The following is a 26411-nucleotide window of genomic DNA, read 5'->3' as shown; positions in this document are numbered from 1 at the left end:
TTGACAGGGTTGAGTGCATTGGAGCCGGTGAGCGCGGTTGAAGTGCAAGCCGCAGGGGTAACCGAGCTCGAAGCAATCGAGGTCACGGGGGAGGGAGGGAGCACTAATCGTATTGAGCCATTAGTACGCAACAAGGTCAGCACCGCACCAGAAAGCTTGCCGGCGGCGGTTTCGACGATCACCGATGAAGACATTCGCACGCTCAACGTGGGTCGTGACATTTCTAATATTTACCGCCGCGTGCCAGGCGTGGTTGCAAACAACATCGATCAGGGCGACACCGGTAATGGCTTCCGCATGCGTGGTTTCGCCACGAATGGTACTCACGGTGCGGACGTGGCTGTGTATGTGGACGGCGTACCCCAAAACATTCCGTCCAGCCAAGGTGGTGCTGGTCATGGCCCTGTGTTCATGGAGTGGCTTACGCCACAGATGATCAAGCGGGTCGATGTCATCAAGGGGCCTGTGTCGGCGTTGTTTGGCGATCAAAATCGAGCAGGTGCAGTAAACATCGAGACACTGGATGGGGGCGATGTTGCTTCAAGCATCGGTTTGGACATCGCGAGCTATGACGGTCGCCGAGCAAACCTGGTTCTCGCAGGAGAGCACGAAGGCTTCGAGTCCCTGTTCGTTGCCGATGTCTACAAGACGAATGGGTATCGGAAAGCTGCAGAAACCAACCGTGACAACTATTTCTGGAAGCTTTCCAAGGTCTTCGATGATGCAAAATACTCGGCCCGGTTCAGCCACTACGAGTCGGATTTCAAAAATGATGGTTATCTGAACCTGCCCGCTCTGCGAGCAGGTTCCATCAGTCGGCGAGACACTGACAACCTGTATGGTTTTGGCAACGCCAATCGAAATACGATCGTGGTCAACCGAGCTCCAGCCTATGACGAAGCCGGTCTGTACTACACGGGCTATTACGAAAATTTTAGACGTGTCCGAGCTATTTCCAACGGTACCTTTACCCACAATTACGGCAAGGACGATCGCGACATCTATGGTGGCCGTGTAGCGTACAATTTCGTCTACCCGGAAATCGCCTCCTTGATGGTGGGCGCAGATGTACGCCGAGATAAAGGAGATGCCTTTCGGCAGCAGTATCGAAATTTCGAGCCAACGCCGAATTTTTACTACGACTTTGACATGGACTTGATCACCTATGGCGTATTCGCCCAGGGCCAGTACAAGCCGTTTGATTCACTGAAGGTGTTGGCCGGAATTCGCTATGATCGTTTCGACTACGACATCGACAACCTGAAATTCCGCAACGCAGATACGGGATATCACAGCTCTGTTACCACGCCGAAGCTGGGACTGGTATGGACTCCGATTGAGCAGCTTGAAATCTTCACCAACGCTGCAGAGGGATTTCGGTCACCTGCAGCTGAATACATCAGCTCCGGTAGCAGCAGTGCGTTGCCACCGAGCCAAACGGGTGGCCAGATCAACAGCAGCGTTCGCCCAAGCAAGGTTACGTAGGCTTCACAGTGAGGCCAACTGAGCGACTGTCAAACACCACCGAGTTCTACTACATCGAGAACGACAGCGAAACCGTGCAGACCTCGCCCGGGGTTTATGAACAGGTGGGCGACACCACTCGGCGAGGAGCAGAAACCAGCTTCAATTATCAGGCGACATCCACGGTCAGTGCCTACATGAGCTACGGTCGTATCATCGACGCGGTGATCAACAATCCACCGTCAGGTACCGGGGCACAACTGGTTGTGCCAGAGCACACCTACAAGGCCGGTGTTCAATATCGAAATGGGTTCATGGGCGGCCAGTTGACCCTCAACGCGGATGTCTACCACCTGGATGGGATCCCCTATTACATCCGAACCGAGAAGCATGAAATGCCTCCCTATACCCGCTATGACTTGCGAGCGAGCTACGACTATCAGGACTACCAATTCAGTGTGTATGGCACCTTCCAACCCCATCGATACGGGACTGAAATTGCTTACGGGACAAACGATGGTCTCGTGATCGTCCCGCAGCCTTCGACTACCCTAGGGGCGTCGGTCAGATACTACTTCTGAGCCAAAATCAGATTGAGGAGCTGCGACGAGTGATCAAGCTGGGCAGTACCGTGATCGCTCGTCGCTGTTCACCATGGGTTCGGAGTCGCTGCCGCGGTCAGATACCATTAGCCTTCTAATGAAGGCTCATAGTGAAGTGGGGCGGAGCGACTATTCCGTTCGGTGGGCCATTACTTCGAAGTGAAAGCACCAAATCGCTTGTTGAACCCTGCTACGCGACCCTCAGATTTAGCTTTGCGCTCTTGGCCGGTGTACACAGGATGCGAGGCGCTGGAGACGTCCAGGGTTACGTAAGGGTAAGTGTTTCCATCGGTGTGAGCATAGGTTTTGTCGGTATCAATGGTCGAACCAATCAGCCAAAAGGCGTTCGCGGACACGTCATGGAACAGGACGGGCCGATAGTCTGGATGGATGCCGGGTTTCATCAAAAGCTCCAATTGCAATGATATAAAGTAACAATAATAAATGCGAAAGCATCTCATTACAAGCCGGCTGTGCGAGGAAGCCGCTGTGATGCACCAGCGATCATTGGGAGCTGGACGAGCTTCAATCTGGCCGGTTCGTCGAGCCCTGAGATTAAATCAGCTCGCTACCGAGGCGGGTTCGAGTCGTGATAACGTCGGAACCACGAATTCATAGGGAGCGCCGTAATGGCAAAAGTGTTTTTCTCATACAGTCATGATGATGAAGCACTGCGCAATCAACTGGAAAAGCACCTCGCCTCCCTGAGGTACGAGGGGCTGGTTGATTCGTGGCATGACCGGCGCTTGGTCGCCGGCGAGATGGTAGACAGTGCGATCGACGCGCAAATTGATGCCGCAGATATCGTGTTGCTGTTGGTCAGTGCCAGCTTCCTGAGCTCCCACTATTGCTATTCGGTAGAGATGCAACGCGCGCTGGCCCGGCATGCTGCTGGGGAGTGCCGGGTTGTGCCCGTCATTTTGCGCGCGTGTGATTGGACTCATACTCCGATGGGCAAGCTACTAGCGGTGCCCCAGGATGGGAAACCGATCACCAGTTGGACGAACCTTGATGAGGCTTTCACTGATGTGGTACGTCAGATTCGGGTACTGATCAAGGAATTATCTCCTGGTACATCTGCACGGGGTGCAGTTGCTCAATCCCATCGACCATCTGCTACCCATGGTGCAGCAGCGGATACGGTAATTTCGACGATGTTTGAGTCGGGGCGATCGAGTAACCTGAGGCTTCGAAAATCCTTTACAGACTTCGAAATTGACCAGTTCGCTCATGATGGTTTCACTTACATCCAGCGTTTCTTCGAGAACTCTTTAGCTGAGCTCCAGACGCGTAACCCTGGGATTCAAGCAACATTGAGACGACTTAGCGACACGCGGTTCTCCGCCTCCATTTATCGAGACGGGAAGGTCGCTTCGGAATGTGCGATTGGGATGGGGGATGGTATCAGTCGGAATGGTATTACCTACTCGGGTCAAGTGTCCTCGAGTGGATTTAATGAAATGCTGACCGTTAGCACCGATGACCAGTCGATTTTCTTCAAGCCTTTGATGGGTTTCTCCTGGAATGCACGGGATGAAAAGCTGAGTCACGAAGGGGCCGCGGAGGCGTTTTGGGCGAAACTTCTTGAGCCTCTGCAGCGCTAAGCCAGTTTCAGTGCGCCTTGGAAGGTGAGAGCCAGGACTTTCCACCGATTAGATCTTCATATCTGGGGCTACCGCAGCCTCTCAGAAACTCTCAAATTAAGCTGCTTTCAATGTCACCCTCCTGTATTAGAACCTTGCGACTACCGCTGGAGTGATTCGTAGCCTCCGTTTGCTATCCAAGCGTGGGCTGCTGCCCAGCTTGAGAAATTTCTGACGACACGCTCGGGTTAATCAACTAAGATAAAGCTATTGTTCACCTGATGATCCGCGTACTAAGGAGTTAATATGTCTCGTTTGGCTGAATTTCGGCAGTTAGAGCAGAAGCTGGCAGCGCAACTTGCCGAATTAGAAGCGATGAAGGGGAGCTCTGAGCTTCAGCATGAAATCGAATTCGAGCAAAAGTTACGGGATCTGTTGGCAAAGTATAACTATAGTTTGCGTGATATCATCAATATCCTTGATCCGCAGGCTGGTCGTGCTAGCGCGACCCCTCAAGTGGCTAAATCTGCACGAAAAGCACGCCAGGTTAAGACCTATAAAAACCCTAATAATGGCGAGGTGATTGAAACCAAAGGCGGCAACCATAAGCTTCTGAAAGAATGGAAGGCAAAATATGGGGCTGAAGAAGTAGAGGCTTGGGCTTCCAAGTGAAGTGTGTAAGATGACAGATTTCGAATGAGTAGGGCCCCGTTCGCGGGGCTTTTTTTTGTTAAATTGTTGAGGTTTGCTAGGGGCAACGCGTGAACTGACAGAATTTCACATTGCGCTGGTCTTGCTCATCCTATTTTTTGGGCATCTAGGGCATCTGAGATTTTTCGTTCGCAAGCGCTTCCATAGTGCGCCCTAGTAGACCTTCTCGGTATTCGTTTGAATGTCCCCAATCCGCCGTCGCTGAAGTACACGCAAAAATCGGGCGTGGGAGATGCGGCACAGTGCGTGCGTCGCGGGGAGGGCATTCAACGAGAACCATTGAGAGAGACGTCCGCTCTGGTGGTAGGCTCATCGTGACCTAAGCCTCGAATGGTACCGCATTCGATCTATACCTATTGCTACTGGTACCTGATGGAGGGGCTAACCCTATGATCGAACGGGCCAGCCGTAATATCAATTCGGCTAGACCGTACTGGAATCGTGTGAGCGCTCCTGTTCCAGCTTCATCAATCCTAAGACGCCGACTAAGGGCCCGACAGTCGACTTCAAGCAGGGAGGCTGCACTGAGTGTACCTAAGGGTAAGATGCACCGCGTCGCGTGGTGGTTAAGACCTTGGGGTAAATGAAAACTTTCTGAAGGGGATGGTCATGGGAAAACATCAACATCTCGTCGACCTGGCGCTGAGTGGGGAATTGCCCAAGCTTGCGATTGAGTTTTTCATCGTGTTCTCCAGGTTCGAATGTGCTCTCAAGCGGTCAGCGGACTATGCAGCGCCAGGCGACAACGCAAAGGTAAACGCCAATTGGGATGCTTTCGCAAAAGATCTCGGGAATGGTTTTTTCGAAGAGGTGAAGGCTCAGGGTTTAGCTCCAGAATTGCTGCACAGCCCGCCCAAGCTACAAGTCGTGCTTCCCAATGGCGGTGGGCTAGGGTGGCGCGAGCCTCCCGCAGTCAACAACTCTGTGGAGCTTTTTCTCGCAATCCGCCGTGCCCGGAACAACCTGGTGCATGGAGCTAAGTACCGTGACCGAGCCACCGGGCGGGTAGATCCCGTTGATGGGTCTGAGCGTGATGAAAGGTTGCTTGATCAGGCGTTGGCTGTGCTTGGCTTGGCGCTCGAACGAAATGCAAAAGTCCGGGGCTTTTTTCATCCCTACTGAGCTGTAACGGTACGCTAGGTAGCATTGCGTTGGTTGATGGCTGATGTTGTCTCAATGCAGGGGCTGAGCCTGTGGGCGCGAAGCTTGCGCCTTGATGTGTTGATGCGTTTGTCTACCCTGGCGTCGATCAGTGTATGCATATCGGTAACATGCCCTAAGCGAGGTTTTGAACGATGGTGACGATTGAATTCTCAGATCTGCTTCGCAATCAAGCCGAGCAAGTATTCGGTGACAGGGTCAAAGCTGCGGTGTGGCTAAGGCAGCCACGGTCGAGCTTCAATGGACGTTGCGCGCTGGAATTTGTGCAGGACGAGGCCAGTTATCTGCTTGCTAAAGAAACGCTAGACAGGCTCGAGCATGGTTTTGCGTGGTGACAGCTCAATCGGGGAAGGTGTTTGAGGGAAGGTCAGCAGTCGCCAGTGGCTGACCAGAACCCGGTGGATGTCGATCTCGCACAAACGGGATCTAAATTGGGCGCCCTTCGCCGGTAAAAGCAAAAATCTTTTCGATATTTGATTTTGCCTTATGCAAGTATAAGTGGTCTTTTAAAGGGAGGTTGGATAGCGTGCATACCTTATCAGTGGAACAGCTAAACACTTTGCGCATGGCGATCTTTGATAATGCAGCGGCATTGCATCGAGAAGCTGAACTTTTATTAAGAAATGGCATGTACAGTCGCGCATATTTGTTGGCTCATTTCTGTGTCGAGGAACTTGGCAAGATTCCAATTTTGATTGGCGCTGTTTTCAAGCTCGAAAAAGAGGAGGCGATTGACTGGAAGAATATTAAAAAGCGCTTTACTAGCCATGTGGAGAAAATCTCTTCGCAAAACGGTCACTTCTATGCCTTTGGCCGAACACCTGAGTTGAGTGGTGATAAGGGTGTTCCTTGGCTGGTGGCTGCGAACGGCGCCATACTTGAATCCTACAATAGGAAAAATCTTTCCACCTATGTGGATGTCAAGGGTGGGAACATACTCCGACCAAGTGATGCAATATCTAATGAGGACGCGATGAGGCTGGTGGGTTATGCGGAGGACTGCCTGAATGCTCATAGGCGTTCTGAGGAGTTAACCAATCCAATAATATACAAGGAGCATGAGGATGGCCGGGTTTGGAAAGGCGCTGATTAACTAAGTTTTGGGTGAGGTACAGAATTTATGATGTTACTTAGCAAGTAACGGGTGTCGCAGCCTTACTGCGCAAGTTGGAAGTGGACTCATGAGTGCGGATCTATTTATTTCATATGCCTGGACTTCAGATAGTCATCGTTCCTGGGTTCGAATGCTCGCTAGCCAGCTTCACCTCATTGGGTTTAACGTAATACTTGATGAAGAAGTCGATTATGGGGAAAGTCTGCATGGTTTCATGCGGCAAGTGGTTGAAGCTAAGCATGTTCTTTTGATTGTCGACGAAAATTATGTCGACAGGGCCGACAACCTTCCCGCCTCTGGAGTCGGCATTGAGACAAAATGGATGAGTGAAGTATTCTCAAACAAACCGTCTACTTGGTTGTCAGTCATCTTCGTGCAAAACCCTAACCGCCTTTTGCCAGATTGGCTTACGACTTACAAACCAATGGGTTTTGACTTTAACTGTGACCCTGAAAAAAATGAGTTCCCAGGATCGCTCCAGCTTGAAGATGTTTGGCGATGGGTAGAGGGACTGCCGCCTTGTAAAGCTCATACCGTCCCACTGTCGGTAGTTAGGAAGCGAGCCGCACGGCTTGAGCGTATTGATGTTCGCCGCGACCCTGCGCGTTATGTAAATCCCTCACTCAGTGGTAGTGTGACTTTTAGATATAACGACAATGCAAACTATACCGTTGGTTATGGTGACTATTCGTTCAAGATAAAGTTTAGTGGATGTAACAGCAATAGTGTGTACGTTTACACCGATGGTAGCCTCAAGGCGATCGGCCTGATAACTGATCCGGGTTATGATCGACTCGAAGTAGAGTCGTTTTTAACTCTGGGGAGAACGGTCTCCCCTGTGGTCGGGCAGAGTGTGGTTTTACTCAATCTGCAAGGTAATTTCTGTGTTATCTCAATAAGTGAAGTGCAGCGTGAGGTTAATGAGGAAAACTACATTCCAGAGCACGTCGCCTTTACTTATCAGGTCTTGATGGATGAGTAAGTGCTGGGAGGTGAGGCGAAGTAATGCAAAGTATCTGGACAGGGGAGGTTAAGGGCGTATGGCCTTGGGATGAGTGTAAGCGGCGAGATCTTGGGGCGGAGTTCTCGCCGCCAGTTTCCATAGGGTGTGGTCAGCCGACACGGAAAACATTTGAACTACCTGATTTCACCAGTGATGAACTCGAGCTCAAGCAGGAAATGGTGCTGCAAGGTTTACCCAAATCCGGATGTAGCCCGCAGAGCCCCATCTTCCCCAAGAAAAACTTGTGGAAGTGATGACGGATAACGGGTCGCAGCCATATGACCGTTTCTGTAATCAAACGCACCCGTGGATGGCGCCGCCGAGATTACGATTCGGTGCCTGACTTCTTACTGGAGGAACTCAGCGCTGTGAGAATGCGCCACGGTGTTTGCGTGGCTAATGCAGTGGTCGAAGATGGTGCAAGATATGGCGGTTTCATCTAAGATGTTGTTTTATATAAAAGTGAGAGCTAACTTTTGACTACGATTGTTTGGGATGGGACTATCCTGGCTGCAGATAGGCTTCACTCGAGTAGGATCGCGGCGAAGACGTATGATGCAAAGATTTTCCCGCCAAAAATTAAAGTTCTGTTTGAAGGCTCTCCACTTATCGCTTTTGGTGGGGCTGGAAAATCGTTGTACATTAAGACCTTCGAGGCCCTGCTGTCAGACAGTGCGGTTGTCTCACTTGAAGAAGTGAAGTTACAGTTAGCCGAAGATGCACGAATGGCGATAAATGAAACACTTTATACGAGTCTTCTGATTCTGACTGAAGACGCGTGCTACAAGGTCTGGCTGGAAGGTAAAAAACCTTTGCATGAGAACGTTAGTGGTGGCTGTGCTGCCATCGGCTCAGGGAGCATATTTGCTAAGCCGCTAATTTCAGAGGCAGGAGTTTTTGCTGCACTGGCACGTGCCGCTCGCTGCGATGCGAGAACAGGGTATAGGGTTGACTTAGTGTCAAGAGCTCCTGGAAGTAAGATTAGGCCAGCTAGCTATCGAGAACAGATTTCAGGTTGTATGACAGATCTGCGCCTAGTAACGCGTGATAAAGTGATATCGGCAATGAAGAGGTTTAGTTGATAGTGCAATATTACTGGTAGGCCAGTGGAGGCTCGCCAAGAGTACATACTGCTAGGGCGGGTCAGCCTTTGAACTGAGAGTCAAGCTGAAGACGTCAATAGAGTCAGACGTCGTTGGGAAGAGTGACCGTTTTATTCGCCTCACTTCCGTGCGTAGCCTGCCGCTTGAGCTTTTCAGCGACTTTGAATACGTCGTCTGCAGGGTCAGGTTTATCGGATACATAGTCGTTCTTGGCCAGCTCTTGAAAAGCTTCCTCTACCGCCCGTTCTTTTGGGTTCCGCTCGATGAATGTACTCATAGCCGCATTGCCACTAGGGTGATCGGATCGACAAGCAGGATGACATGCAGAGCCAGTTTAGTCACAGGGTCGCGGTGAAACGTTGTCGGGTGCGGTATCGACAGATGCCATACAATGGCGATCGCTTTCTTTCTAAATCCGGCGAGCCTCTCCAGGCAGCGTGTTGGCAATCGCGCAGGTCGAGGGGCATGAGCAAGGGCGATGCTCAGAGCGCTCAGGCCGGCCAAGCTGAACTGGGCCAATGAGGAGTGACGCATGAGGGACAAAGCCCATCCTTTCCCATTTGATACGGAGTCGAAGCTCGTCATGGAAGCATTCATGAAAGCTACAGGGGCAAGGCTCGATCAAGCGCGCAGAGAGGTGGGGGGCGGTGGCGACGTCCAGCGCTTTAGCCATGGAGGATCTTGGCAGTCACACCACAGCTATGCCCCTGACCGTGTCGATCAGATGCAGACAATTAAGCACGAAACAAGGTTGGGCGTAGAGGACATCATGGAAGATCAGCTCCAGGTCATTGAGCGCACTGCCGAGGAAATATCCAGCAGCATGGCGGACAGCTATGCCAAAGCGTTTTACCAAATGCTTTCTAATACGTGCGAAGAGAGCGGCAACGTCATTGATGGCTCGGCTGGGAGCTTGGGCGAGCAGATGCTTAAGGCCATCGAGCAAGTCGAATACTCGGTGGATCGGAACGGTCAAGTATCGCTTCCCGAGTTTCGGATGCACCCCGACCTAGCCAAGCGCCTTCATTCTGATCCTTCGCTCCGAGATCCGGTACTGCTGGCGAAAGCCGAGGAAATCAAGGCGCTCAAAACCGCCCAGGCACTGGCGGAGGAAGCGTCGCGGAAATCCAAGTTTCGATGCAGGGAGCAGTGATGGCAAAGGTATTGCTGTGCATTGGTTGTGACGACTATCAGTCCCTCAAAAAGCTGACTGGGGCCGAGCGTGACGCGATTTCTATCCATACCGCGCTTTGCACTGGGCCACTAAGCAGTATTCAGCCAGCCGACACCTATCTGCTTAAATCTCCGGCCCGGCATGATCTGGATGCCACGCTGCTGCAGATTCAAGATCGTTACGATGAGATCGAAAGCTTCACGCTTTTCTTTGCCGGCCATGGCGGAGAAGCGAATGACAGTTACTTCCTGTGCCTGAGCGATACCCGGGGCGATCGCCTTTCGACCACTGGCTTCGCACTCAGTCGTTTGTTCGAATATTTTAACGAGCTCAAAGCTGCTCACTGTAACGTCATAATCGACGCCTGCCACGCTGGCGGTATGGTTTCCAACCTGGGCATTTTGCTCAAGCCTGAAGTGATAGGTAAGGCCAAGACATTCGGCGTTTCTTTCTTTGTGTCCTCGGCTGCGGATCAGTATGCCGGCGAGACCCGCCGCGGTGGCCATGGAACCCTCGCATTGCTCAAGGTTTTAGACGGGGAGATCGACACGGGATCGCGGGCACGGATGCTCGATCTGGTAGATATGGGGCGGCCTGCTGCGCAGTATGTGGCAGAACAAACCCAAGGGAGGCAAATGCCATCGGTCTGGGGCGTGAATCTCTACGGCCACATGCCGCTGTTTAGCAATCCGCATGCTGCCGACAATCCAGCCTCCTCATTGCTGGGCCTCACTGGGATCTTACCCACCTCTTTAGCTGGGCAAGCTATCAGCAGTCATTCCGCCGAGCTTTACACGCTCATGTTTGCCCCGGAGCACGAGCTCACTCCGGACAAGCTTTTCCCTGTTTTAATCAGATTTGTCGATCGCCTGGCCGAGATACCCAACTCGACCGGGGTGTTCATAGGTGGGATCTGGCAATCCTTGGAGAAAAGCACAGGGCGTCATGCTAATAGCTTCTCAAGGGTAGAATTGAGCGCGACATGCGTAGCTTTGCTCCTTCAGTCGTCTCACAAGGACAACACCGCTCGAGATTGCATTGAAGGGCTTGCCCACGAGATTGTCAGGGATGTTGAGCGCCTCCTTTGCGCGATCGTCCAGGGACTTCATGAGAATCCGGGTTCCTTATGCTGTCATGGTATTCCTGACCTGTTCTACCTTCCGCAGCGTATATCGCGGATCTTGGGTTGGGCTGGCGCAGCAATGCACCTGGCCCGGGAGCTAGGCATCAGAGAGGCTGGACTTCGAGAGGCCTTGGAGCAACTGAGCGTCTTGCTGATGGAGCACTATGCAAGCACGTGTGCTGGTATGAGCGAAGACGAAGCACCGTACTGGGCAGCTTTCCTCACATCGATCAAAGCCGATGACCTCAATGGCCTAGGTGAATTGGTCGTTAGCATGTTGATCAATGCGCTTGTTGAGCATGATGGGCGACTCGCCCGGCCATTGCTGCCGGCAGAGGATGTGTACGCGTATCTCAAGGCGCGCGCAGACAAGGATTCTGCTGCTCTGAGCACTTTGAGCAATTCTCCTTCAGAAACACTGGCCCTTGTCCTGCTCATCAGCGGGCGCCACTCGCTGGAGGAGGAGCTGGATTATAACCTTGCGAGTCTTGACCACGCACACCTCAACATTTTCATCCCGCAAAGCTACTTGGACTTCGGCGTGTCTTTCGTTCCTAACGGGATAAACCATGTGTTTCAGATCGGCCAAAAGGTGTGGACAGTTGCAGATGTTGTCCAGCGTTGGGAGGCCGTGTGCAAACCCCAGATGGATAGTGACCCGTCACTTCGAGATCCAGCAACGCGGATCGGCGCTATCTGCGCATCACTGCTTTTCCCGAATCGAGTGCCTTGGTTTTTACTCAGCGAGCAGTAGTCACAGATTGCTGGCAGATCTTCATGCGTATCGGGCGCTGAAGCGCGGCTGCTAGTGGCCCTGCCAGCTATCCACTGAAAATGACCAAAGCAAGCGCTCACTCAGCTCACCAATGCCTCGCCACGGTCGACTTTGAGATCCCCAGCATCCTGGAGGTCTCCGCTTTCGAGTGGCCAAGAGATTTCAATCGCTGAACTTCATCGCGCAATTTTCCCGCTTCGATGACGCGAGGATGAGGCGCGGCTTGATCGTCAATCGAGAGCGGCTGGTCAAGAGCATCAACAGCCTCTAGCTCAGTGCGGACGAGCTCCAAAAGCTCCGCCGGAGGCATTTTTTCGCTAGCTCCATACGTCAAAGCAATCAGAGTAAGGGGATGGATTTTCAGCAGACCGGCAATTTCATCGAGCCGTTGCAGTGTGACGCTCGATTCGCTCCTTTCAAGCCGAGAGACGTGCGACTGGGACACGCCCCCCTCGAAATCGCTTTGGAAGACTTGGCGTCGAAGGCGCATGAATTTGAGCGCTGAAGCAAAAGCTTGCCGGAGCATGAGCATCCCGTACCCGAAATCCGACTATATGCCGCGTTTGCGCAGTTCGACTCAAACCCTTATAGTAATTCCTGTGGAGCCATTGTTTGTGTGTGTCCTAGCGTTTACCTGAGCAGCAGCCCCATCACTGTCTAAGGCGTGCCGCATCACATGATGCACGCTCAATACTCTGCTAAATCCTCCTTAGGATTGGCGAGCGGCGAGTACGTCCTCAAGCGACGTCAATTTTCTAGGAAAACGTTTAGTCCATTCCTGCCAGCCTGATCCGGAGAGCAGCTGTTGTCATGAGAGTGAAGATCTACTCAGACCTGCACTTAGAATTCCCTTCGCAGTCTCCTCTCGATCTGGAGGCCGGTGAGGCTGACCTCGTCATACTGGCCGGTGACGTCCATACGAAAGGCAGGGGAGTGGCCTGGGCCCAGAGCACATTCACGCCGCTGGTCGCTTACGTCAGCGGCAACCACGAATTTTATGGTGGTCATATCGACCGCACCCTTCAGAAAATGAAGCACCTCGCTTCAGGCAGTAATGTCCATGTACTGGAAAATGAGACGCTAGAGATTGGCAACGTTCGCGTTTTGGGAGCCACTGCTTGGTCAGACTTCACCGCTGGCGGACGCCCTTTTCAATCGGCTGAGGTAGCGCGACGAAGCATGAATGACTTTCGTCTGATTCGCAGTGGGGAACGGTATCGTGCGCTGAGCATCTCTGATGTCATTAACCGAAACCGGATCACATATGAATGGCTGGCTCAAGAGCTGTCGAAAAAGTTTGATGGCAAAACTATCGTTGTTACTCATTATTGCCCGATTATAAATCTCTCTGGGCCTGAACAAGGCTCTTCACTTATGCCAGCTTTCACTAATGAGTGGCCGGAACTCGTCGCTCAAGCTGACCTGTGGGTCTTTGGGCATACGCATAGTCATGTTGACGTGGAGTTTTATGGCTGTCGAGTAGTGAGTAATCCTCGTGGCTACCCACAGGAAGGCTGTGGATTTGATCCACGTTTTACTGTTGAGATTTAAATTGGTGCTGAGAGCGGAATGTATAACTATCTGGAAAAAATAGCTGAGGCGGCTCAGCAACAATTCAGCCATCCAGTGACGGGCTTTTTATTAGATGCCCGCCTCAAGGATAAGGGTGTGAGGGGTGCGGTTTTTAATGACGCCTGCAATCGCTACGAAGACGGAGACACCTTTACAACAAGCGCGGTTAGAGAAGTGCGTCAAGAGCATGGATACACACTGTACATGACGGAAAATGGTTCCTGTTATGTAGCCGTAAGCCACATGCTTTTCATTGAGGACGTCGTCGATGGCGTGCCCCAGGCGCTGATCCTGCGTGCAAGCTGACCGGGGGCGAGCGACCTCGTGCCCGCGGCGCTTCGTAAAAATCGCAGCTTTGCATGATTAAGGAAAAAATGCATGTCTGATCTAAAGAAAATGGTTGTCACTATCAAGAACTATGATTTCCAAGCTGCCGGTGATCTTGATGAGCTTTATAGTCGTGTGCGGCTGGAGGATGAGCAAGGCAATACGTTCTACTATAAGCAAGTTGTAGTGCCTAAATGCCTTAGAGGGCACGGGGCCATGGCTAAAGATGTCCCGCGTACCTGGTATTTCAAACATGTGGCAAAAAAATCCATTGTCCTAATTGCTTATGAAAAAGCTGATGGTAAAGTTGAATATGATCTCGATGATTTTCGGGTCATTGCAAGGACAACGGTCTTAAAAGGAATTGTGGTTGCGCTACTCTCTATTCCCGGAGGAGTTATCGCTGCTACGGCGACATTTGGACTAGGTTTGGTAATTATCCCTATGGGGGTTTATTACGGCTATCGCAATGTGTTCAGGCTTCCAAAAATGTTGAGTCGGAAAAAATTGATTGATGAATTCTCAGCGTTTGGTATCTCCGTACGCTGATAGCCTAGGGAAGCAGCTACTCCTGCAGGGCCCCCGCTTCGCTGGATGTACCAGAGAGCCAATTAGCCTGTCGATACGGAGACCTGGCGATACGATGCGAATCACAATTTACTCAGATCTTCATTTGGAGTTCGCTGAATTCTATCCTCCCGCCACGGGTGCTGATCTGGTCGTATTGGCCGGCGACATCTCAGTGCGTGGCCGTGGAGTAGAGTGGGCGAACGACAATTTCAAGTGCGAGGTAGTCTACGTCTGTGGCAACCACGAGTTCTACAAGGGTCATCTAGACCGGACGTTCACAAAAATGCGTGATGCGGCTGCTGAGCACGTGCACGTTCTAGAAAACCAAATCCTGATCATCGGTAACACGCGTTTTCTGGTCGCTACAGCTTGGACGGACTACACGGCTACGGGCGACTACAAAGCGGCGATGAGGGTCTGTGCGGAGTGGATGACCGACTTCAAGAGGATTCGAATCGGAGAGGGCTACAGCAAGCTTCGCCCTGTCGATCTCATCGCTCGAAATATCGCAACACGCGAGTTCCTAGCTTCAGAGTTGGCAAAGGACTTTGACGGCAAGACTGTCGTTATAACCCACCATTGCCCCATCCAAGATGTCGCCGGCGAGGGTCACGAAGGGCATCTCGGCGCAGCGTACTTCAATCAGTGGCATGATCTGGTCGCTCAGGCTGATGTCTGGGTTTTTGGTCACACTCATCAAGCAGTCGACACGGTTGTGGCAGGCTGCAGAGTGTTATCGAACCCGAGAGGTTATCCTGGCGAGCCCACTGGCTTCTCGCCTGATTTCACCATCGAAATCTAACCATTCATGTGACGATCTCTGAGAGTTTCGCAGCGGTGTTGGCAGCCTGGGGATTGGTGCGATATCGATACCTGATCTGGCACGCTTGGCCTCCTAAACGCTCACCGAAATCAATCAGGGAGAACAACTCTAATTGCTGAAAACGTAGGCCGGCCTCGGACAAACTTTCCAAAAAGGGACATTACTTTTATAGATGCGACATCCTGTCCACCCCCCCCTCTTGAAAATTTTTAAGCGAGACGGAGTTCTTATATTTGAGAGCAAGAGAAAAGCTGCGGTGCCTGAGCCTCGCCGCTCTGTCAGGAAAAATCCGCTCTGCTTTCGCTTTTCTGCTCTGGCCTTTGCTCTTGATGTTGATCTGAAGGTATTCGGTTTTCCAGCCGGATGCGTCAGCCGGCAGGCGGCGGGGGAGGGGGAGATCGGTACTTCGGCGGCAAGGCCGCCGCTTTCGCTTTGACTCCAAAATGAAGCTTCTACAGGCAAAAAAAATTTGAGTCGGGCACAGGGCCTGAAGACGGATCACTCCGTTCAAAATTTGCGAGATGTTAAGCTCGATCCAGTTGATGCCAATGAATGGAGTTGTTGAGATGGCAGGCGTTGTGCCAGAGATTGTTGATGCACTCAATGATGTGTGGGGCGTACCGCCATCCAACGGTGGTTTTTTTTCTGAGCCGGCGTTCAAGCGGCTCGAAAAGGTATGCAGAGATCAATACCAGCAAGGCAAGCACAGTTTTGGCTTGCAGTTTGCGCTGAATAACGCATTGAGATCTCTCGGGGCTCCATGCGGTCAGACTTCAGGCCGGATAAACGACACAGGCGACATAGCTGAAGCCGCGAGCAAGCTTGATGCGGCTTTTGGGCAGACGGAAGCACGTCGCATCTACATCTGCCCACTCAATTACGCGGAGGATATCCCATCCCTAGCGTTTGGGGCCGCCAAGCTGGGAAGATTTAAACCCGCTGAATTGGAGCTTCTCTTTGACAAGACCAGGCTCGCAAGGCACTACCCGAGTCACGCACTCGATACAGCAAGACTTTGTCAGTTTCACTGGCTGGTGATCGAAGAAACTGTGGCTGTCCCGACCAGTGCAGGGCAACGTGCTTTGCCGGACTTTTCAACGTTCATGGAAAGAGACAGTGGTGCGATCAACCCTCATGAAAGCCGTTTCCCCTTTGCGGTGGAGAGGGTGCTTTTCTTCCTCCTGCTAGCACCCTGGGAGGAGTGGTCAACCATGAATGAAATGAGCTGGCGTGGCTTCGAAATGCCCTGGGTGTACTGCCGAACGGATGATATTTTCGATTCACCTAGCCGACCACCGGATCCTGATATCCTCGCATGGGAACCTTTCATCTACGACGATGAGTGGGGAGAAGCAGTCGAGATAGAACGTCCCATTGAGTTTCCCCTGACCGCCTCTGCGACCCGCGAGATGACCCTGTTCTGTGAAGAACGATGGGTAAGCTTCCAACAGGCTCTCGATTCGGAGCTGCTGAAGCCTCCGGTCATGCATTTTTTGGTCAGAGCGTTTCTAGCCGATGGCATTGATGAGTTCATGGCGCACCTGACCTCCATTGAAGCCGCTTTAGGGCTTCAGGGAGATCACAACCCAAACGAGCGAAAGCTGCATCATAAAAACCTTGGGGCAACCAAGCGGGTTGGTACTCGATTGGCCGCCTTGCTGGATGATGCCACCGCTCTGGGCATTTACGCGGACTTGTACCACCTGCGAAGTGCCTTCATACACGGAAGAGGTGGGATTGAGAGGATCCCCACTCAGAAGCGCGTTGAAGCTCGACGTCTGGCTGCTGCCTGTGCAGCGGCGCTTGTGGAACAGGCAACTCGCAGTTCGCAGGACAGGGAGAGCTTTCTTCGAGGGTTGCTGGACAAGGGCGTACAGCTAAGGGGGACGTAGCCAACACGCACATGTGCTCGGAGCTGGGGCTCGGTTGATTTGTCCCGTAGTGAGTTCAAGCTCTTGCAATGTGTTCCTGTCGGGGGAATGCACAGGGTAACGATACTTTTCGAGCGCAACGGCGAATTGGTGATTGAGGCTGCCATGAAACCTAGTTCCGGGGGCGGCTATCTCTCCAGCAGATAATGAACACCCTGACGAGCTTCTCGCGCTAATTCGTGCATATCGAAACCCAGCATTACCCCACCGCGTTTCACCAACCTTCCGTTAGCAATGATGTTGGTCACGTCTGCTGGCGTAGCAGATTGAACAACCGAGGCGACAGGATCGATGACGGGAATCATGCCGATATTTCGAGTACTGATCATGACCAGATCCGCTCGCTTACCGACAGTGATGGAACCGGTCTTATCGCCCCATCCCATGATGTCAGCGGCCCCTTGCGTTGCCCAGTGAAGTACATCACGCGCGGTCATTGCCTGCTCGTCACCGGTGCAAGCGACGGCAAGGTTCATACAGGTTTGCATAAGCATGAACGGGTTTGCATTGCCTCCGAGCACTAGGGTATCTACGCCAAGACTCACCGGCAGTTTTGCGAGGTGGAGCGCAGCAACTGGGGGCAAGCCATAGAGTTAGCCTTTAGTGGGAAGAATGCCGACTCGCTGCGCCGGGAACCCAAGAGCAACGTACGCGTCCGGTCAACCCAATGACAGCCACTGATCAACACTGAGCGCTAAGGTTTGCCTCGTTTGCATACACCAGTGCTTCTTCCGCCAACTCAAGCATTTTCGCTAACGTTTCCGCATCCACGGCGTGTGCATCACGCAGCGCGTATGCCTGGTGCAACAGTTCTCGATGATGCTTCTTGGGTTCGCTGATCAGCGCATTGGTGTCTTGGAGGAGGTGATACCACTCGGGAATGGTGATCAGCTTGGTTTGTTGAGCGAGCATGTGGAACCTGTGACTTATGCTGTATGTGCGTACAGTATTGGAAAACGTTTCTCAAGTACAGGGGAGTGTGAGGCTCGTCTGGGTTGATCTGCGCGCAATGTATGAGTCGCATCACAAATGTTGCCCCGAGAGCCTATAACCGGCCTGTAAGATGCCTTGTCACTTGAGAGACGAACTCGCCGTGAGGAGTGCGGTGCTCCGTCCAGCGGCCCGCGCCCCTGGGCTTCGCTCGGTACTCTGCTGTTGTGATCAAAAGTCGTTCTTTGGCACGTGAAACGCCTACAAAATAGACGCAGCGTTCCTCCGCAAGCTTGCTCCAGAATGCCTGGGTTTCGGCCCCGAGAATGATGACCGTGTGAAACTCAAGTCCCTTGCTTTTGTGGATTGTGAGAAAGCGTACGGCATTGTCGTCTGACAGCCGGGCGAGCGCACCGGGAATGGTGTTCTCGCTGACGAGCAGCGCTCCGATCCGATCTCGGACTTCGCGCAGAATTTCACGCAGGCGCGGCTTCGACTCGTACTCTCCAGAAAGCGCCGTAAGAATCGGATAGCCTACGTCCTTGAGGAAGCTGCTTGAGAGAGTCCACCAGGCCTCATAGGGCGAGGTGGTTTTAGCCGCGGCCTTAACCTGGCGCACATGGGCGCGATATGTCGTTTCAAACAACCTGTGAAGGTGGTCACGACTTGCCTCCTCATAGGGGGTGAACAAGTCCATCAGACGCGCCCAGGCATCCGACTGGCCTTTGCCATACAAGCAGGTCAGGTAGTCAATTATCAGCCGGGCTGCTGGCTCTTTTAGCAACTCCTGCAGCTCGCTGTCGTTCCGTGCAGCAATGCCCCGGCTGGCAAGCTCCGCCATCAGGGCCGAGCCGTAGTCGTCTACTTGGCGAGGCATCAATACTGCGATTTCCCGCGGTGGAACTCCCGCTTCGATCCACTGGCGAATGTTGTCAGCCAGCACCATCGCTTCTTGTGAAGAGTTCTGGAAATGAACCGCCAAGACCTCCCCCTCATCACCCGAGATCAGCTCTGCCGGCGTCACTGCTGCAGGGTCGATTTCATGGATGATTTCATTCTGAACGCGCAGCAGATTGGGCTTCGATCTGAAATTCGCGTATAGGTGGAGGGGAAGGGCATCGAAGTCAGTCGCATACGTCTTGAAGATGCCCTCCAGCGCTCCCGCCCACCCCATGATCATTTGCTTGCGATCTCCGACTGCGGTGAGGTGGATGCCGGTACCGAGGAAGAGCAGCTTGATGAGCTCATACTGGTCAGCGGTGCAATCCTGGAACTCGTCCAGGAACACATGCGCGTAGGTTTTGCGGATTGCGTTCCGGGCAACCTCGCTGCGCTGAATGATCTTGATGGCGAGGGGTAGAAGCTGCTTGAAGGTGATCTGCTTGCCTGGAATGGCCTCTGCGCCAATTGTGTAATCCGGACTCAAGCCTTCCTCCGCAATGATGGGGAGGAATTTATCGATGATCCGTTTTGCGAAGCCATGGAACGTCACACTGTCGAAGCGTGATGCGAAGTTCCAGCCGCAGCGGAGCTGAATCCTCTCCTTTAGGTTACGGCTGGCATCTGTCTTGAACGACACCGCAAGGATTCGCTTGGGGAAGCGGCAGCTGTTGGTTCGCAGAAGGTAATCGGCACGTTGGGCCAGCACCTCGGTCTTGCCGGCGCCTGGCCCCGCGGTAAGCAAGATCGACCGATCAAGCTCGCGAACCACGCTCCATGCATTTTTCTCCAAACGCACGCCAGGCGAGGGAGCCCATTGATCATGAGAAATCACTCGGGAGATTCCTCGAGCTTGGCTTTGACCTTGTCTGCTAGTCGATCGAGGGATGGTGGCAGCGAAGCCAACAGCTGCGCGTCGGTGAGCTTGCCCAGCGCATCCAAATGAGCTGCTGGTTTACTGCTCAGCTTGAACAGGACATGGTAGGCCGAGAGGAGTTGCTGCTCATCAGCGTCGTACTGCCCGGGATTGAAGTGGCATTTACCGAGGACAGCTAAATGATCGTGCTGCGTCGGGTTAGATCGCACAGCAAGGAAGGCGTCGGGAAACGCCTTGAGCATCGCGAAGTCTAGATCCAGTGGATCCGAGAAAAAGACGTCTCGGTTTTCTAGCTCCTCGAACAAGTCGATCTGTTTTTCCGAGCCATTATCGAACCAGTGGTGGGTTCTGACAGGCCGCTGGGCATCATTCCAATCAAGGCGTACCCACTCCTTGGGGATACTACGTACTGGATCAAATTTGTCGAGTTGGTCACGTACGTAATTCACACGTCCCCAGCCACCTTGATAACGGCCAAGGTCGAGGTCGAGCAGAGTAATGTGAGGTGTACCTAGCGCGTTCAGCAGTCGCCAGAAGTGATTCACATGCCGGCCTCCCAACGGAGCGATCGCCACAGCGTACTCATCAACGGGAGCTCCCTTAGCTTGAAGAATGCGAGGCAGCACGATCTCTTCACTGTCGCCTTCACCGAGCACCACCAGGCGTGCGAAATAGAGCTCGGGGAAGGCTTGGACAGCTTCTCTGACGAACTTGTATGCGTCGCTGCGCTTGTCTGGGAGCACGATGGTCGACACATCCGTTTCGCGCTTTGAATTCAGACGCAGGTACCTAATCTGGTCAGGCTCAACTCGCTTGAGCATCGATGGGGCCTGCGTGGCGATCAATGCTTGTGCGTCCACACCCACGGATGATTTCAGGGAGCTCACGATACGCCCCAGGTAATGGGGAGACAGGCTGTTCTCGGGTTCTTCGACCGCCAGAATTGTATAGGCAGCAGGCTTAAGCTTGAGGGGATCGAACGAGGTGTTCAGTCCTGATCTGACCTCACGGCCAATGGTCAGGGATGTGAGAACGAGCGAGAGATACAGCATCGATTTCTGCCCATCGCTCAGCCTGGCGTAGTCCACGTGGCTTTCACCATGGCCAGGCGTGAAGGAGATCGAGAGGTGCCGCAGGATGGCCTCTATTTCAGAGTTCGCGAAGGTAAGAGATGGATTTGCGAAGAAGTCGCCCTTGTGAAGACGTTGCCATGCACCGCTGAGGCTAGTGCTCAAGGTCTTGATCGACTCGTTTTCCGACAAGCAGTCAGTGATTTGCTCAGTTAGCTGCTTGATAGAGTCCCGGTCATCGCTCCAGTTGACGGCTCGAAGGAGGCGGCCTAAAAGCGCGCTAGCACCAAAGGCAATATGATCAGCAGGATCCCGGCGAGCAGGTAGGTAATGAACGTGTATCTCGTCTCGTTCACGCTTCGCAACGGGCTTGAGCGTCGTGGGTTGCCCATGCTCGTCCATCCGGGTCACGTAGAGTAAACGCTCCTCTACCTCGCCATCAGCGTGTAGAACGCCTTCCAGGCGGTAGCGAATACGGGGAACCCCATCAGCCGCCTGCAGCGTCATTTGCGTAAAAAATGGCGGTACTGTGTCGTCTTCCTCATCATCGAGCGTTTCGTCGAACGTGAAGTCCGCCTCAATCCAGAGCGAGCGCTGAGCGGGTACCTCCTGCTCGTTCAAGGGGACATGGAAATCTGATCGACGCAGGCGACGTAGGCCTGGCTCGAAACCAAACATGCGCGCCAATGCCTGCAGAGTCGCAGTCTTCCCGGCACCGTTTGGCCCTAGAAGGTATGTAACGCCGTCGAACGTTATGTCCGTGACGTCTTGTCCAAACGACTGAAAACCGCTGATCCGCAGACTGCAAAGCTTCATGTGATGGGATTCCTTTCGGTTCCTCCTGATCTCTCGCTCGGACTTACGAGAATAGGGTGAGGAGGTGGCACCGTGCCGCTACAAGATACGGCATGCTCCCGGTGGGTGACTAGGAGGGCCTTGCCTCAAGGGGGTACAGCCTCTCGGGCAGTGCATCGTTGCTGGTTCGAATCAATGATTACTGGAGTGTGGAGATGGCCGCGGGGTGGATTCGGGCAGAAGATCAGAACGGAAAAGACATCCTCGGGCGGGCGGAGCAGCGTCGCTGAGATGCGACGGTGAGGCCTGCTAAGCCAGCTGTTACAGCCCAGGCTGGTGTGTCTGTTTAGCCTTCGAGGATCGATCTTTGCTGATAACCGACCCTGTCTGACCTGTTTGTAGGCGCTGGCTCTCTCGTGATGCAAGCAATGCTGCCGAATCCTCGTGGGGGAGGCTACCCCTGGGCAGGCTGTTCGTAGGAAATGCTAGCGATGAACCAAGTCGCTTCGCCCGTCGGCGTCTGCACCACGACCTCGTCCCCTTCCTCTTTCTTCAGTAAGGCGCGGGCCATGGGAGAATCAATCGAGATGTAGTCCTTCCGACCGTAGATCTCATCGTACCCGACGATTCGGAATCGCTTGCTCTCACCATCTTCATTGTCGATCTCAACCCAGGCGCCAAAGAAGACTTTGCCCTCTTGCTCGGGGGCATAGTTGACAACCCGGATATCCTCCAACCGCTTCCGGAGGTATCTGATCCGACGATCAATCTCTCGAAGAAGCTTTTTGTTGTATTGGTAATCCGCGTTCTCACTCCGATCCCCTAGAGAGGCGGCCCAAGTAACCTTCTGAGTGATTTCGGGACGGTAGGTGTGCCAGAGGTGGTCTAATTCAGCTTTCAGAGCAGCGTGCCCTTCTCTGGTGATGATGTTGGTCGGCAACCTCTACTCCTGATACAGATACGGTGGCACCTGGATCAGTGGGGACGGAGCCGCCAGGAGAGTCCTTAGGCAATCGCCGCCGGGACGATGATCCAAGTCAGATTCTAGCGAGACTACCACGCCTTGGATTGCTCTTTGAACAGCATCCGATAGGGCAGTGCTTAGGGCCTCATAGATGAGGCCGGCTGTTCTCTCTGGGGGGGATTGTGTGTGCTTGTGCTACAGCCTTGGCGCTGGCCACTTCTAAGCGGTCAATTCGATTGCGAGAGACCGCTAGAGACGAGCCTACCAGGCTCGTATGCCGGCATCAGAGATGCTCGAGCGCTTTTTTCAAGGCATTGAAGGTGCCTGGGCGGAACAACTGCTCGCCGTTAGGGCCATACGCATCGCCGCGAGAACCAAGTGTCAGTGAGCGTTCGGACAGGAAATCGCTAGAAATCAAGTACTCAAGGGCGCGCCTTTCACCGGGCAAAAGCTTGAATAGCTCAGATGGCTGTTGACGAGTATCGAGACTGACGATCTTATTCGGCGGTAAGATTTCCCTTAGTTTAAACTCTGCAGCTTTCAATTCTGCGAGCAGCATCTTCGTCAGCAGCTTCTGCTCCCCAATGGGCAGCCCTTCAATCCAAGCGTATTTGCCAGAAACCGGTTTTGGCTTTGGCGGTACTTCCGCTGCAAACGCGTCGATCAAGGTGCGGTACCGGGCACCGCCTTCATTGTGAAGGCTCTGTTTAGCCGGAACGCCATACACTTTGCCGACTTTCGCGATCATCGCATAGCTGAAGTCGGTGCTCTTCCGTTCCTTCTGCTCTTTGCATGCCAGATACACAGCATCAAGGGTTTTGTGCACGCGAGGCGGACTGCTGGCCTTAAGGCTTTCCAGGACTTCTTCAGGCGACATCATACGAAAACCTCCTCTTCATATTCGATCAATACTCGAGACTGGGGCGTGCTGATTGCATTTTTGGACTGACGGCTGGAGTGGCTGAGGTGTGACCCATCGTCGCTTTCGATACCCAGCAACTCTTGGGCCTTGGCGCCAGAAATTAATTGTTGGATAGAGTGCTCTGACACTCGCTCATGCTCAGGAAGATCGCACATCAAAATGCGCCCATCGACGACCGCATCAAGCTTCGTCCAAGATTTGAGTCGGGATAACATGAACTTTGTTAATTGGTTGCCGATGGCCAATTGTTGTTTGGCGTCTAGCATGAAAAGCGATGGCTTCATCTCGTTGAACTGAATCATTCGATCAAGAAGCTGGGTTCGAGGCGTGACTGCTAGTTCAGCTTTGGCAGAAATATAAATTTCAGCGTTTTCACAAACTTCGTTTAGTTGGTGAAAGAATGAGGTTTCTTCAACTTGAAGCGTGATCTCATGATCGCTGTGCATAATAAGCTGAGTTGAGTCGGCGCTGTCGTCGTTATCAATGCGCTCATTCATGACGGCCTGGCATTGTTTGGCGAGCCGGTTGATAGAGTTCATGTCTGACAAATACATGTTTGCTTTCTGGGAGGCAGTTTCTATCTGTCCCTTAATGGCTAGTTTTTCAATCTCAAGCTCGCTGATCGGTGCTTCGTCAAACACTAGTCCTAGAGCCTCCGCATCATGTTGCTGGAAGCCCAGCTCTCGCAGGCGATCTTCGATCTTAGCGACTTCCTGTTCCATGCTGTCAAGGTGGTCAAATTGCATTCTGGCAGAAAGCGAGATTTCGTTGGCGAGCGAGAGAAGTCCGCCCAAGAAAACAGGCCCGGTGACAAAATGACGGCAACGGATGCAATTATCGCTTCCCAAGTAACCCGCAGGTACTGCTACTGCTTTGCCAAGCTCATTTAGATAGCCGTCGTGGCAGCGGCTCCCGGCAAAGGTGCAGAGGCCGTAATCGCGGAACAATGCACTACCAGCGGCAATGTCGCCAACAAAGCGCTTGATAGCTTCCTCGTTGTTAGTGATGAGCTGGCCTTTGACTGCATTGGTTCGTCCTTGCTGAACCTTCTGCCAAACCGCTTTGGCTCGATCGGCTAGCGCCCGTTTCTCACCTTCTTCAAATTTCATGCGCAACATTTCGCCATTCGCTTTGACGTAATAGATGGTCATGATTACTGAACTGTGGCCGGCAATTTTTACAATGTCAGCAAGAGGCAGCCTGAACTCCATGACATATGCAGTAATGAGGCTGACCCTCATTGTGTGAGCGGTGTATTGGGACGAATATGAGCTAACTTTGTCCGGGTCACCATCAAGCGTAGCTAGCTCAATTTCAGGTGGCTGGATATTATAAAGTGCAATTGCAATGCGCCATCCTAATCGAATGCCAAAGCTTCCGATGCACTCTTCCTTATGAAGGTCTCTGAATAAAAAGCAATTTTCTTCTTTTGCTTTTCGATCTTCAAGATTTAAATTGGTGTTTTCACAGTCTTCCCATCGCATGGGCTTACTGATGGGGTTGTATTTTGTTTGCCAGTTTCGAAGTCGAATGCACCAGATTGCCAGCGACTCCGGAATCCAAGGAACATCGTACTCCGGCCTCTTACGCGACGTCTTGTTGGTCGTTATGTGCATCCCGAGCTCATTATTGGGGTACTTTTTTACAAACCCCTGATTTTTCTTACAGCCGCGAAATGGCGAAGGATTGGGAATCCAAGAAATCTTGCCGTCTTCAAATACAGGGATTTCATCGTCGCCTTCACCGGAATCAACGTAGGCGAGTTGGATTCCGCGAACTGGAACAGAGGCCAGCGCATAGGTATGCATCCAAGAGACAGGGAACCAGATTTTGTATTTCCCTTTCTCACACTTCCAAACGCAGTCTGGATCGTCATGATCAATTTTATCTTCGTCAATATCGTACCAATCCGCTTGAAATTTATGAAGGTGAGTCAGGTCGGAAAAGCTACTGGCGGTTGGAGGAATGATCCAGTTTTTCAGTTCGTCAACAAAATGATAGGCCAGAGCGGGCTTAACCGTCTCAGTGGGCGAGATGGCGATTCCAATTTCTTTGTTCAATGGCGCGAACGGATCGCGCGCGCCTGGGATCAACGTGCGCTCCCCGGTATCCTCGCAAATGATGCACAGGTTTTCCTTGATGAAACACTCTGCAAACTCTCGAAGCGCGTGCACAGTTTTGCGTTGTTGGGTTTCCTTGATGCTCCCAATGAATAACTCGAATTCAGTCAGCGTGAATCTGTCCGTGGTGAACACCGCTATTGGATCCTGCCCGATTTTCAATGGCACAAGGAAGTCGCGCACGAATCGCACCAAATAGTTTTCTTTCACACTACCGGATTTTACCGCTTTCAGGTGCGATCCGAGGACATACTGCCACGCTGCATGGCTTTTCGGGATCGTGACAATGGTATACGGTTGCTCTCGCCCAAGGTAGTCTGCCCAGTTAATCCACGATGCTTGATATACTTTGTCTGGTGCGAATGGAAAGCGGCGATCATTACTGGCTACGATATGTTTTTTGTAATCGGCAGCGGAGGACAAGTTAAGGTTTCTCAGAAGTTCTTTCGCTTCTTCAAAAGAATATGGCTGAACAATATCGCAGAAATCATACCAGTCGACCCAGTCGTTATGGAAGTCGCGATGCGGGTTGGCGGGCAAGCAAGGGTGTAGTGCTTGTTTTTGGCGATACTCAGCACTATTTTTTATGCCAATCACTTTGACGGCAAATTTTGCCTCTTCATAAGTAGTGCATCGTTCAGGAAGGATAAATTGCATCCATGATGCACACTCTTTGTACACTGCGCGAGGAGCATTGGGAAGCTTAGGGTCAAGATGATAGCGCTCTGCGTAATCTTTCGGCTATTCGGAATAGTGTG

At 52.6% G+C, this 26411-nt stretch carries 26 protein-coding genes and 1 pseudogene; 16 read left to right on the top strand and 11 right to left on the bottom strand.

What is annotated here, in order from left to right; translation table 11 throughout:
• Positions 1-27 precede the first annotated feature (27 nt).
• Positions 28-1485 carry a TonB-dependent receptor gene (locus M5G11_RS12950; protein WP_273913348.1) on the top strand — a complete coding sequence of 486 codons (1458 nt, stop codon included), beginning with the start codon at positions 28-30 and terminating at the stop codon, positions 1483-1485.
• 8 nt (positions 1486-1493) lie between these two features.
• The gene (locus M5G11_RS12945; protein ID WP_337994621.1) at positions 1494-2045 is read left to right on the top strand and encodes a TonB-dependent receptor domain-containing protein; all 552 of its coding nucleotides are present in this window, start codon (positions 1494-1496) and stop codon (positions 2043-2045) included.
• A 170-nt stretch (positions 2046-2215) separates the two neighbouring features.
• On the opposite strand, the gene M5G11_RS12940 is transcribed toward M5G11_RS12945, so the two are convergent.
• A complete protein-coding gene (locus M5G11_RS12940; RefSeq protein ID WP_273913350.1) occupies positions 2216-2470 on the bottom strand; it encodes a type B 50S ribosomal protein L31 in 255 nt (84 codons plus the stop codon).
• Between the two features lie 225 nt (positions 2471-2695).
• On the opposite strand from M5G11_RS12940, the gene M5G11_RS12935 reads away from it, so the two are divergent.
• The 7 genes from M5G11_RS12935 to M5G11_RS12905 all read left to right on the top strand — a co-directional run bounded on the left by M5G11_RS12935 (position 2696) and on the right by M5G11_RS12905 (position 8720).
• Positions 2696-3670, top strand: a complete 975-nt coding sequence (locus M5G11_RS12935; RefSeq protein WP_273913351.1) for a toll/interleukin-1 receptor domain-containing protein — start codon at positions 2696-2698, stop codon at positions 3668-3670.
• 285 nt (positions 3671-3955) lie between these two features.
• Positions 3956-4321, top strand: a complete 366-nt coding sequence (locus tag M5G11_RS12930) for a histone-like nucleoid-structuring protein, MvaT/MvaU family (protein ID WP_273913353.1) — start codon at positions 3956-3958, stop codon at positions 4319-4321.
• Positions 4322-4969: 648 nt separating this feature from the next.
• Positions 4970-5482 (top strand): hypothetical protein, encoded by a 513-nt coding sequence (locus tag M5G11_RS12925; RefSeq protein ID WP_273913354.1) that lies wholly within the window; start codon positions 4970-4972, stop codon positions 5480-5482.
• A gap of 173 nt (positions 5483-5655) precedes the next feature.
• Positions 5656-5856 (top strand): MbcA/ParS/Xre antitoxin family protein, encoded by a 201-nt coding sequence (locus tag M5G11_RS12920; RefSeq protein WP_273913355.1) that lies wholly within the window; start codon positions 5656-5658, stop codon positions 5854-5856.
• Positions 5857-6047: 191 nt separating this feature from the next.
• Positions 6048-6614: an AbiV family abortive infection protein gene (locus tag M5G11_RS12915; protein ID WP_273913356.1), complete on the top strand. Its 567-nt coding sequence runs from the start codon at positions 6048-6050 to the stop codon at positions 6612-6614.
• A gap of 88 nt (positions 6615-6702) precedes the next feature.
• Complete coding sequence (locus tag M5G11_RS12910) at positions 6703-7617, top strand: toll/interleukin-1 receptor domain-containing protein (protein WP_273913357.1); 915 nt, start codon at positions 6703-6705, stop codon at positions 7615-7617.
• Positions 7618-8114: 497 nt separating this feature from the next.
• Positions 8115-8720, top strand: coding sequence for a hypothetical protein (locus tag M5G11_RS12905; RefSeq protein ID WP_273913358.1), 606 nt, complete (start codon positions 8115-8117; stop codon positions 8718-8720).
• 103 nt (positions 8721-8823) lie between these two features.
• On the opposite strand, the gene M5G11_RS12900 is transcribed toward M5G11_RS12905, so the two are convergent.
• A complete protein-coding gene (locus M5G11_RS12900) occupies positions 8824-9018 on the bottom strand; it encodes a hypothetical protein (protein ID WP_273913359.1) in 195 nt (64 codons plus the stop codon).
• 255 nt (positions 9019-9273) lie between these two features.
• Here M5G11_RS12900 and M5G11_RS12895 point away from each other — a divergent pair, with 255 nt between their 5' ends.
• Positions 9274-9894, top strand: coding sequence for a hypothetical protein (locus M5G11_RS12895; protein WP_273913360.1), 621 nt, complete (start codon positions 9274-9276; stop codon positions 9892-9894).
• Positions 9894-11792, top strand: a complete 1899-nt coding sequence (locus tag M5G11_RS12890; RefSeq protein WP_273913361.1) for a caspase family protein — start codon at positions 9894-9896, stop codon at positions 11790-11792. Before M5G11_RS12895 ends, M5G11_RS12890 begins: the two co-directional genes overlap by 1 nt.
• A gap of 106 nt (positions 11793-11898) precedes the next feature.
• Here the strand turns inward: M5G11_RS12890 and M5G11_RS12885 are convergent, their stop codons facing one another.
• The gene (locus M5G11_RS12885; protein WP_273913362.1) at positions 11899-12339 is read right to left on the bottom strand and encodes a helix-turn-helix domain-containing protein; all 441 of its coding nucleotides are present in this window, start codon (positions 12337-12339) and stop codon (positions 11899-11901) included.
• A 284-nt stretch (positions 12340-12623) separates the two neighbouring features.
• Between M5G11_RS12885 and M5G11_RS12880 the strand changes: the two genes are divergently transcribed.
• From M5G11_RS12880 to M5G11_RS12860, 5 genes are all read left to right on the top strand, one after another.
• The gene (locus M5G11_RS12880) at positions 12624-13364 is read left to right on the top strand and encodes a metallophosphoesterase (RefSeq protein ID WP_273913363.1); all 741 of its coding nucleotides are present in this window, start codon (positions 12624-12626) and stop codon (positions 13362-13364) included.
• Between the two features lie 18 nt (positions 13365-13382).
• The gene (locus M5G11_RS12875) at positions 13383-13691 is read left to right on the top strand and encodes a hypothetical protein (RefSeq protein WP_273913364.1); all 309 of its coding nucleotides are present in this window, start codon (positions 13383-13385) and stop codon (positions 13689-13691) included.
• Positions 13692-13763: 72 nt separating this feature from the next.
• A complete protein-coding gene (locus tag M5G11_RS12870) occupies positions 13764-14261 on the top strand; it encodes a hypothetical protein (protein ID WP_273913365.1) in 498 nt (165 codons plus the stop codon).
• A gap of 94 nt (positions 14262-14355) precedes the next feature.
• On the top strand, positions 14356-15084 hold the full coding sequence (locus M5G11_RS12865) for a metallophosphoesterase family protein (protein WP_273913366.1): 729 nt from the start codon (positions 14356-14358) through the stop codon (positions 15082-15084).
• Between the two features lie 542 nt (positions 15085-15626).
• Positions 15627-16997 carry a hypothetical protein gene (locus M5G11_RS12860; RefSeq protein WP_273913367.1) on the top strand — a complete coding sequence of 457 codons (1371 nt, stop codon included), beginning with the start codon at positions 15627-15629 and terminating at the stop codon, positions 16995-16997.
• A gap of 167 nt (positions 16998-17164) precedes the next feature.
• On the opposite strand, the gene M5G11_RS12855 is transcribed toward M5G11_RS12860, so the two are convergent.
• The 8 genes and pseudogenes from M5G11_RS12855 to M5G11_RS27605 form a co-directional block, all read right to left on the bottom strand.
• On the bottom strand, positions 17165-17620 hold the full coding sequence (locus M5G11_RS12855; RefSeq protein WP_273913368.1) for an amidohydrolase family protein: 456 nt from the start codon (positions 17618-17620) through the stop codon (positions 17165-17167).
• A 97-nt stretch (positions 17621-17717) separates the two neighbouring features.
• Positions 17718-17948, bottom strand: a complete 231-nt coding sequence (locus tag M5G11_RS12850) for a hypothetical protein (RefSeq protein ID WP_273913369.1) — start codon at positions 17946-17948, stop codon at positions 17718-17720.
• A 133-nt stretch (positions 17949-18081) separates the two neighbouring features.
• A complete protein-coding gene (locus M5G11_RS12845) occupies positions 18082-19740 on the bottom strand; it encodes a UvrD-helicase domain-containing protein (protein ID WP_273913370.1) in 1659 nt (552 codons plus the stop codon).
• Complete coding sequence (locus tag M5G11_RS12840; protein WP_273913371.1) at positions 19737-21668, bottom strand: ATP-dependent nuclease; 1932 nt, start codon at positions 21666-21668, stop codon at positions 19737-19739. The genes M5G11_RS12845 and M5G11_RS12840 overlap by 4 nt, the downstream gene beginning before the upstream one ends.
• A gap of 433 nt (positions 21669-22101) precedes the next feature.
• Entirely contained in the window at positions 22102-22587 is a 486-nt protein-coding gene (greB, locus tag M5G11_RS12835) for a transcription elongation factor GreB (protein WP_273913372.1), read from the bottom strand.
• Positions 22588-22894: 307 nt separating this feature from the next.
• Complete coding sequence (gmtX, locus tag M5G11_RS12830) at positions 22895-23491, bottom strand: gamma-mobile-trio protein GmtX (RefSeq protein ID WP_273913373.1); 597 nt, start codon at positions 23489-23491, stop codon at positions 22895-22897.
• Complete coding sequence (gene gmtZ, locus M5G11_RS12825) at positions 23488-26310, bottom strand: gamma-mobile-trio integrase GmtZ (RefSeq protein ID WP_273913374.1); 2823 nt, start codon at positions 26308-26310, stop codon at positions 23488-23490. The genes gmtX and gmtZ overlap by 4 nt, the downstream gene beginning before the upstream one ends.
• Positions 26311-26325: 15 nt before the next feature.
• A pseudogene (locus M5G11_RS27605) lies at positions 26326-26382 on the bottom strand (hypothetical protein); the annotation flags it as partial.
• Positions 26383-26411: the final 29 nt, after the last annotated feature.

This window comes from Pseudomonas fontis (assembly GCF_028656955.1).
Taxonomy (GTDB): Bacteria; Pseudomonadota; Gammaproteobacteria; order Pseudomonadales; family Pseudomonadaceae; genus Aquipseudomonas; species Aquipseudomonas fontis.
Note: the sequence above shows the minus strand (reverse complement) of the source record. Positions and strands in the feature narration are given on the sequence as shown.

What these genes read in the sequence shown, in the direction of transcription:
- M5G11_RS12840 (WP_273913371.1), bottom strand. Translation starts at nt 21,668, where the DNA reads ATGAAGCTTTGCAGTCTGCGGATCAGCGGTTTTCAGTCGTTTGGACAA.
- gmtX (WP_273913373.1), bottom strand. Translation starts at nt 23,491, where the DNA reads ATGATGTCGCCTGAAGAAGTCCTGGAAAGCCTTAAGGCCAGCAGTCCG.
- M5G11_RS12870 (WP_273913365.1), top strand. Translation starts at nt 13,764, where the DNA reads ATGTCTGATCTAAAGAAAATGGTTGTCACTATCAAGAACTATGATTTC.
- M5G11_RS12900 (WP_273913359.1), bottom strand. Translation starts at nt 9,018, where the DNA reads ATGAGTACATTCATCGAGCGGAACCCAAAAGAACGGGCGGTAGAGGAA.
- M5G11_RS12940 (WP_273913350.1), bottom strand. Translation starts at nt 2,470, where the DNA reads ATGAAACCCGGCATCCATCCAGACTATCGGCCCGTCCTGTTCCATGAC.
- M5G11_RS12920 (WP_273913355.1), top strand. Translation starts at nt 5,656, where the DNA reads ATGGTGACGATTGAATTCTCAGATCTGCTTCGCAATCAAGCCGAGCAA.
- M5G11_RS12860 (WP_273913367.1), top strand. Translation starts at nt 15,627, where the DNA reads ATGTTAAGCTCGATCCAGTTGATGCCAATGAATGGAGTTGTTGAGATG.
- M5G11_RS12895 (WP_273913360.1), top strand. Translation starts at nt 9,274, where the DNA reads ATGAGGGACAAAGCCCATCCTTTCCCATTTGATACGGAGTCGAAGCTC.
- M5G11_RS12875 (WP_273913364.1), top strand. Translation starts at nt 13,383, where the DNA reads ATGTATAACTATCTGGAAAAAATAGCTGAGGCGGCTCAGCAACAATTC.
- M5G11_RS12850 (WP_273913369.1), bottom strand. Translation starts at nt 17,948, where the DNA reads ATGCTCGCTCAACAAACCAAGCTGATCACCATTCCCGAGTGGTATCAC.
- M5G11_RS12910 (WP_273913357.1), top strand. Translation starts at nt 6,703, where the DNA reads ATGAGTGCGGATCTATTTATTTCATATGCCTGGACTTCAGATAGTCAT.
- M5G11_RS12865 (WP_273913366.1), top strand. Translation starts at nt 14,356, where the DNA reads ATGCGAATCACAATTTACTCAGATCTTCATTTGGAGTTCGCTGAATTC.
- M5G11_RS12935 (WP_273913351.1), top strand. Translation starts at nt 2,696, where the DNA reads ATGGCAAAAGTGTTTTTCTCATACAGTCATGATGATGAAGCACTGCGC.
- M5G11_RS12925 (WP_273913354.1), top strand. Translation starts at nt 4,970, where the DNA reads ATGGGAAAACATCAACATCTCGTCGACCTGGCGCTGAGTGGGGAATTG.
- M5G11_RS12890 (WP_273913361.1), top strand. Translation starts at nt 9,894, where the DNA reads ATGGCAAAGGTATTGCTGTGCATTGGTTGTGACGACTATCAGTCCCTC.
- M5G11_RS12930 (WP_273913353.1), top strand. Translation starts at nt 3,956, where the DNA reads ATGTCTCGTTTGGCTGAATTTCGGCAGTTAGAGCAGAAGCTGGCAGCG.
- M5G11_RS12885 (WP_273913362.1), bottom strand. Translation starts at nt 12,339, where the DNA reads ATGCTCCGGCAAGCTTTTGCTTCAGCGCTCAAATTCATGCGCCTTCGA.
- gmtZ (WP_273913374.1), bottom strand. Translation starts at nt 26,310, where the DNA reads ATGCAATTTATCCTTCCTGAACGATGCACTACTTATGAAGAGGCAAAA.
- M5G11_RS12880 (WP_273913363.1), top strand. Translation starts at nt 12,624, where the DNA reads ATGAGAGTGAAGATCTACTCAGACCTGCACTTAGAATTCCCTTCGCAG.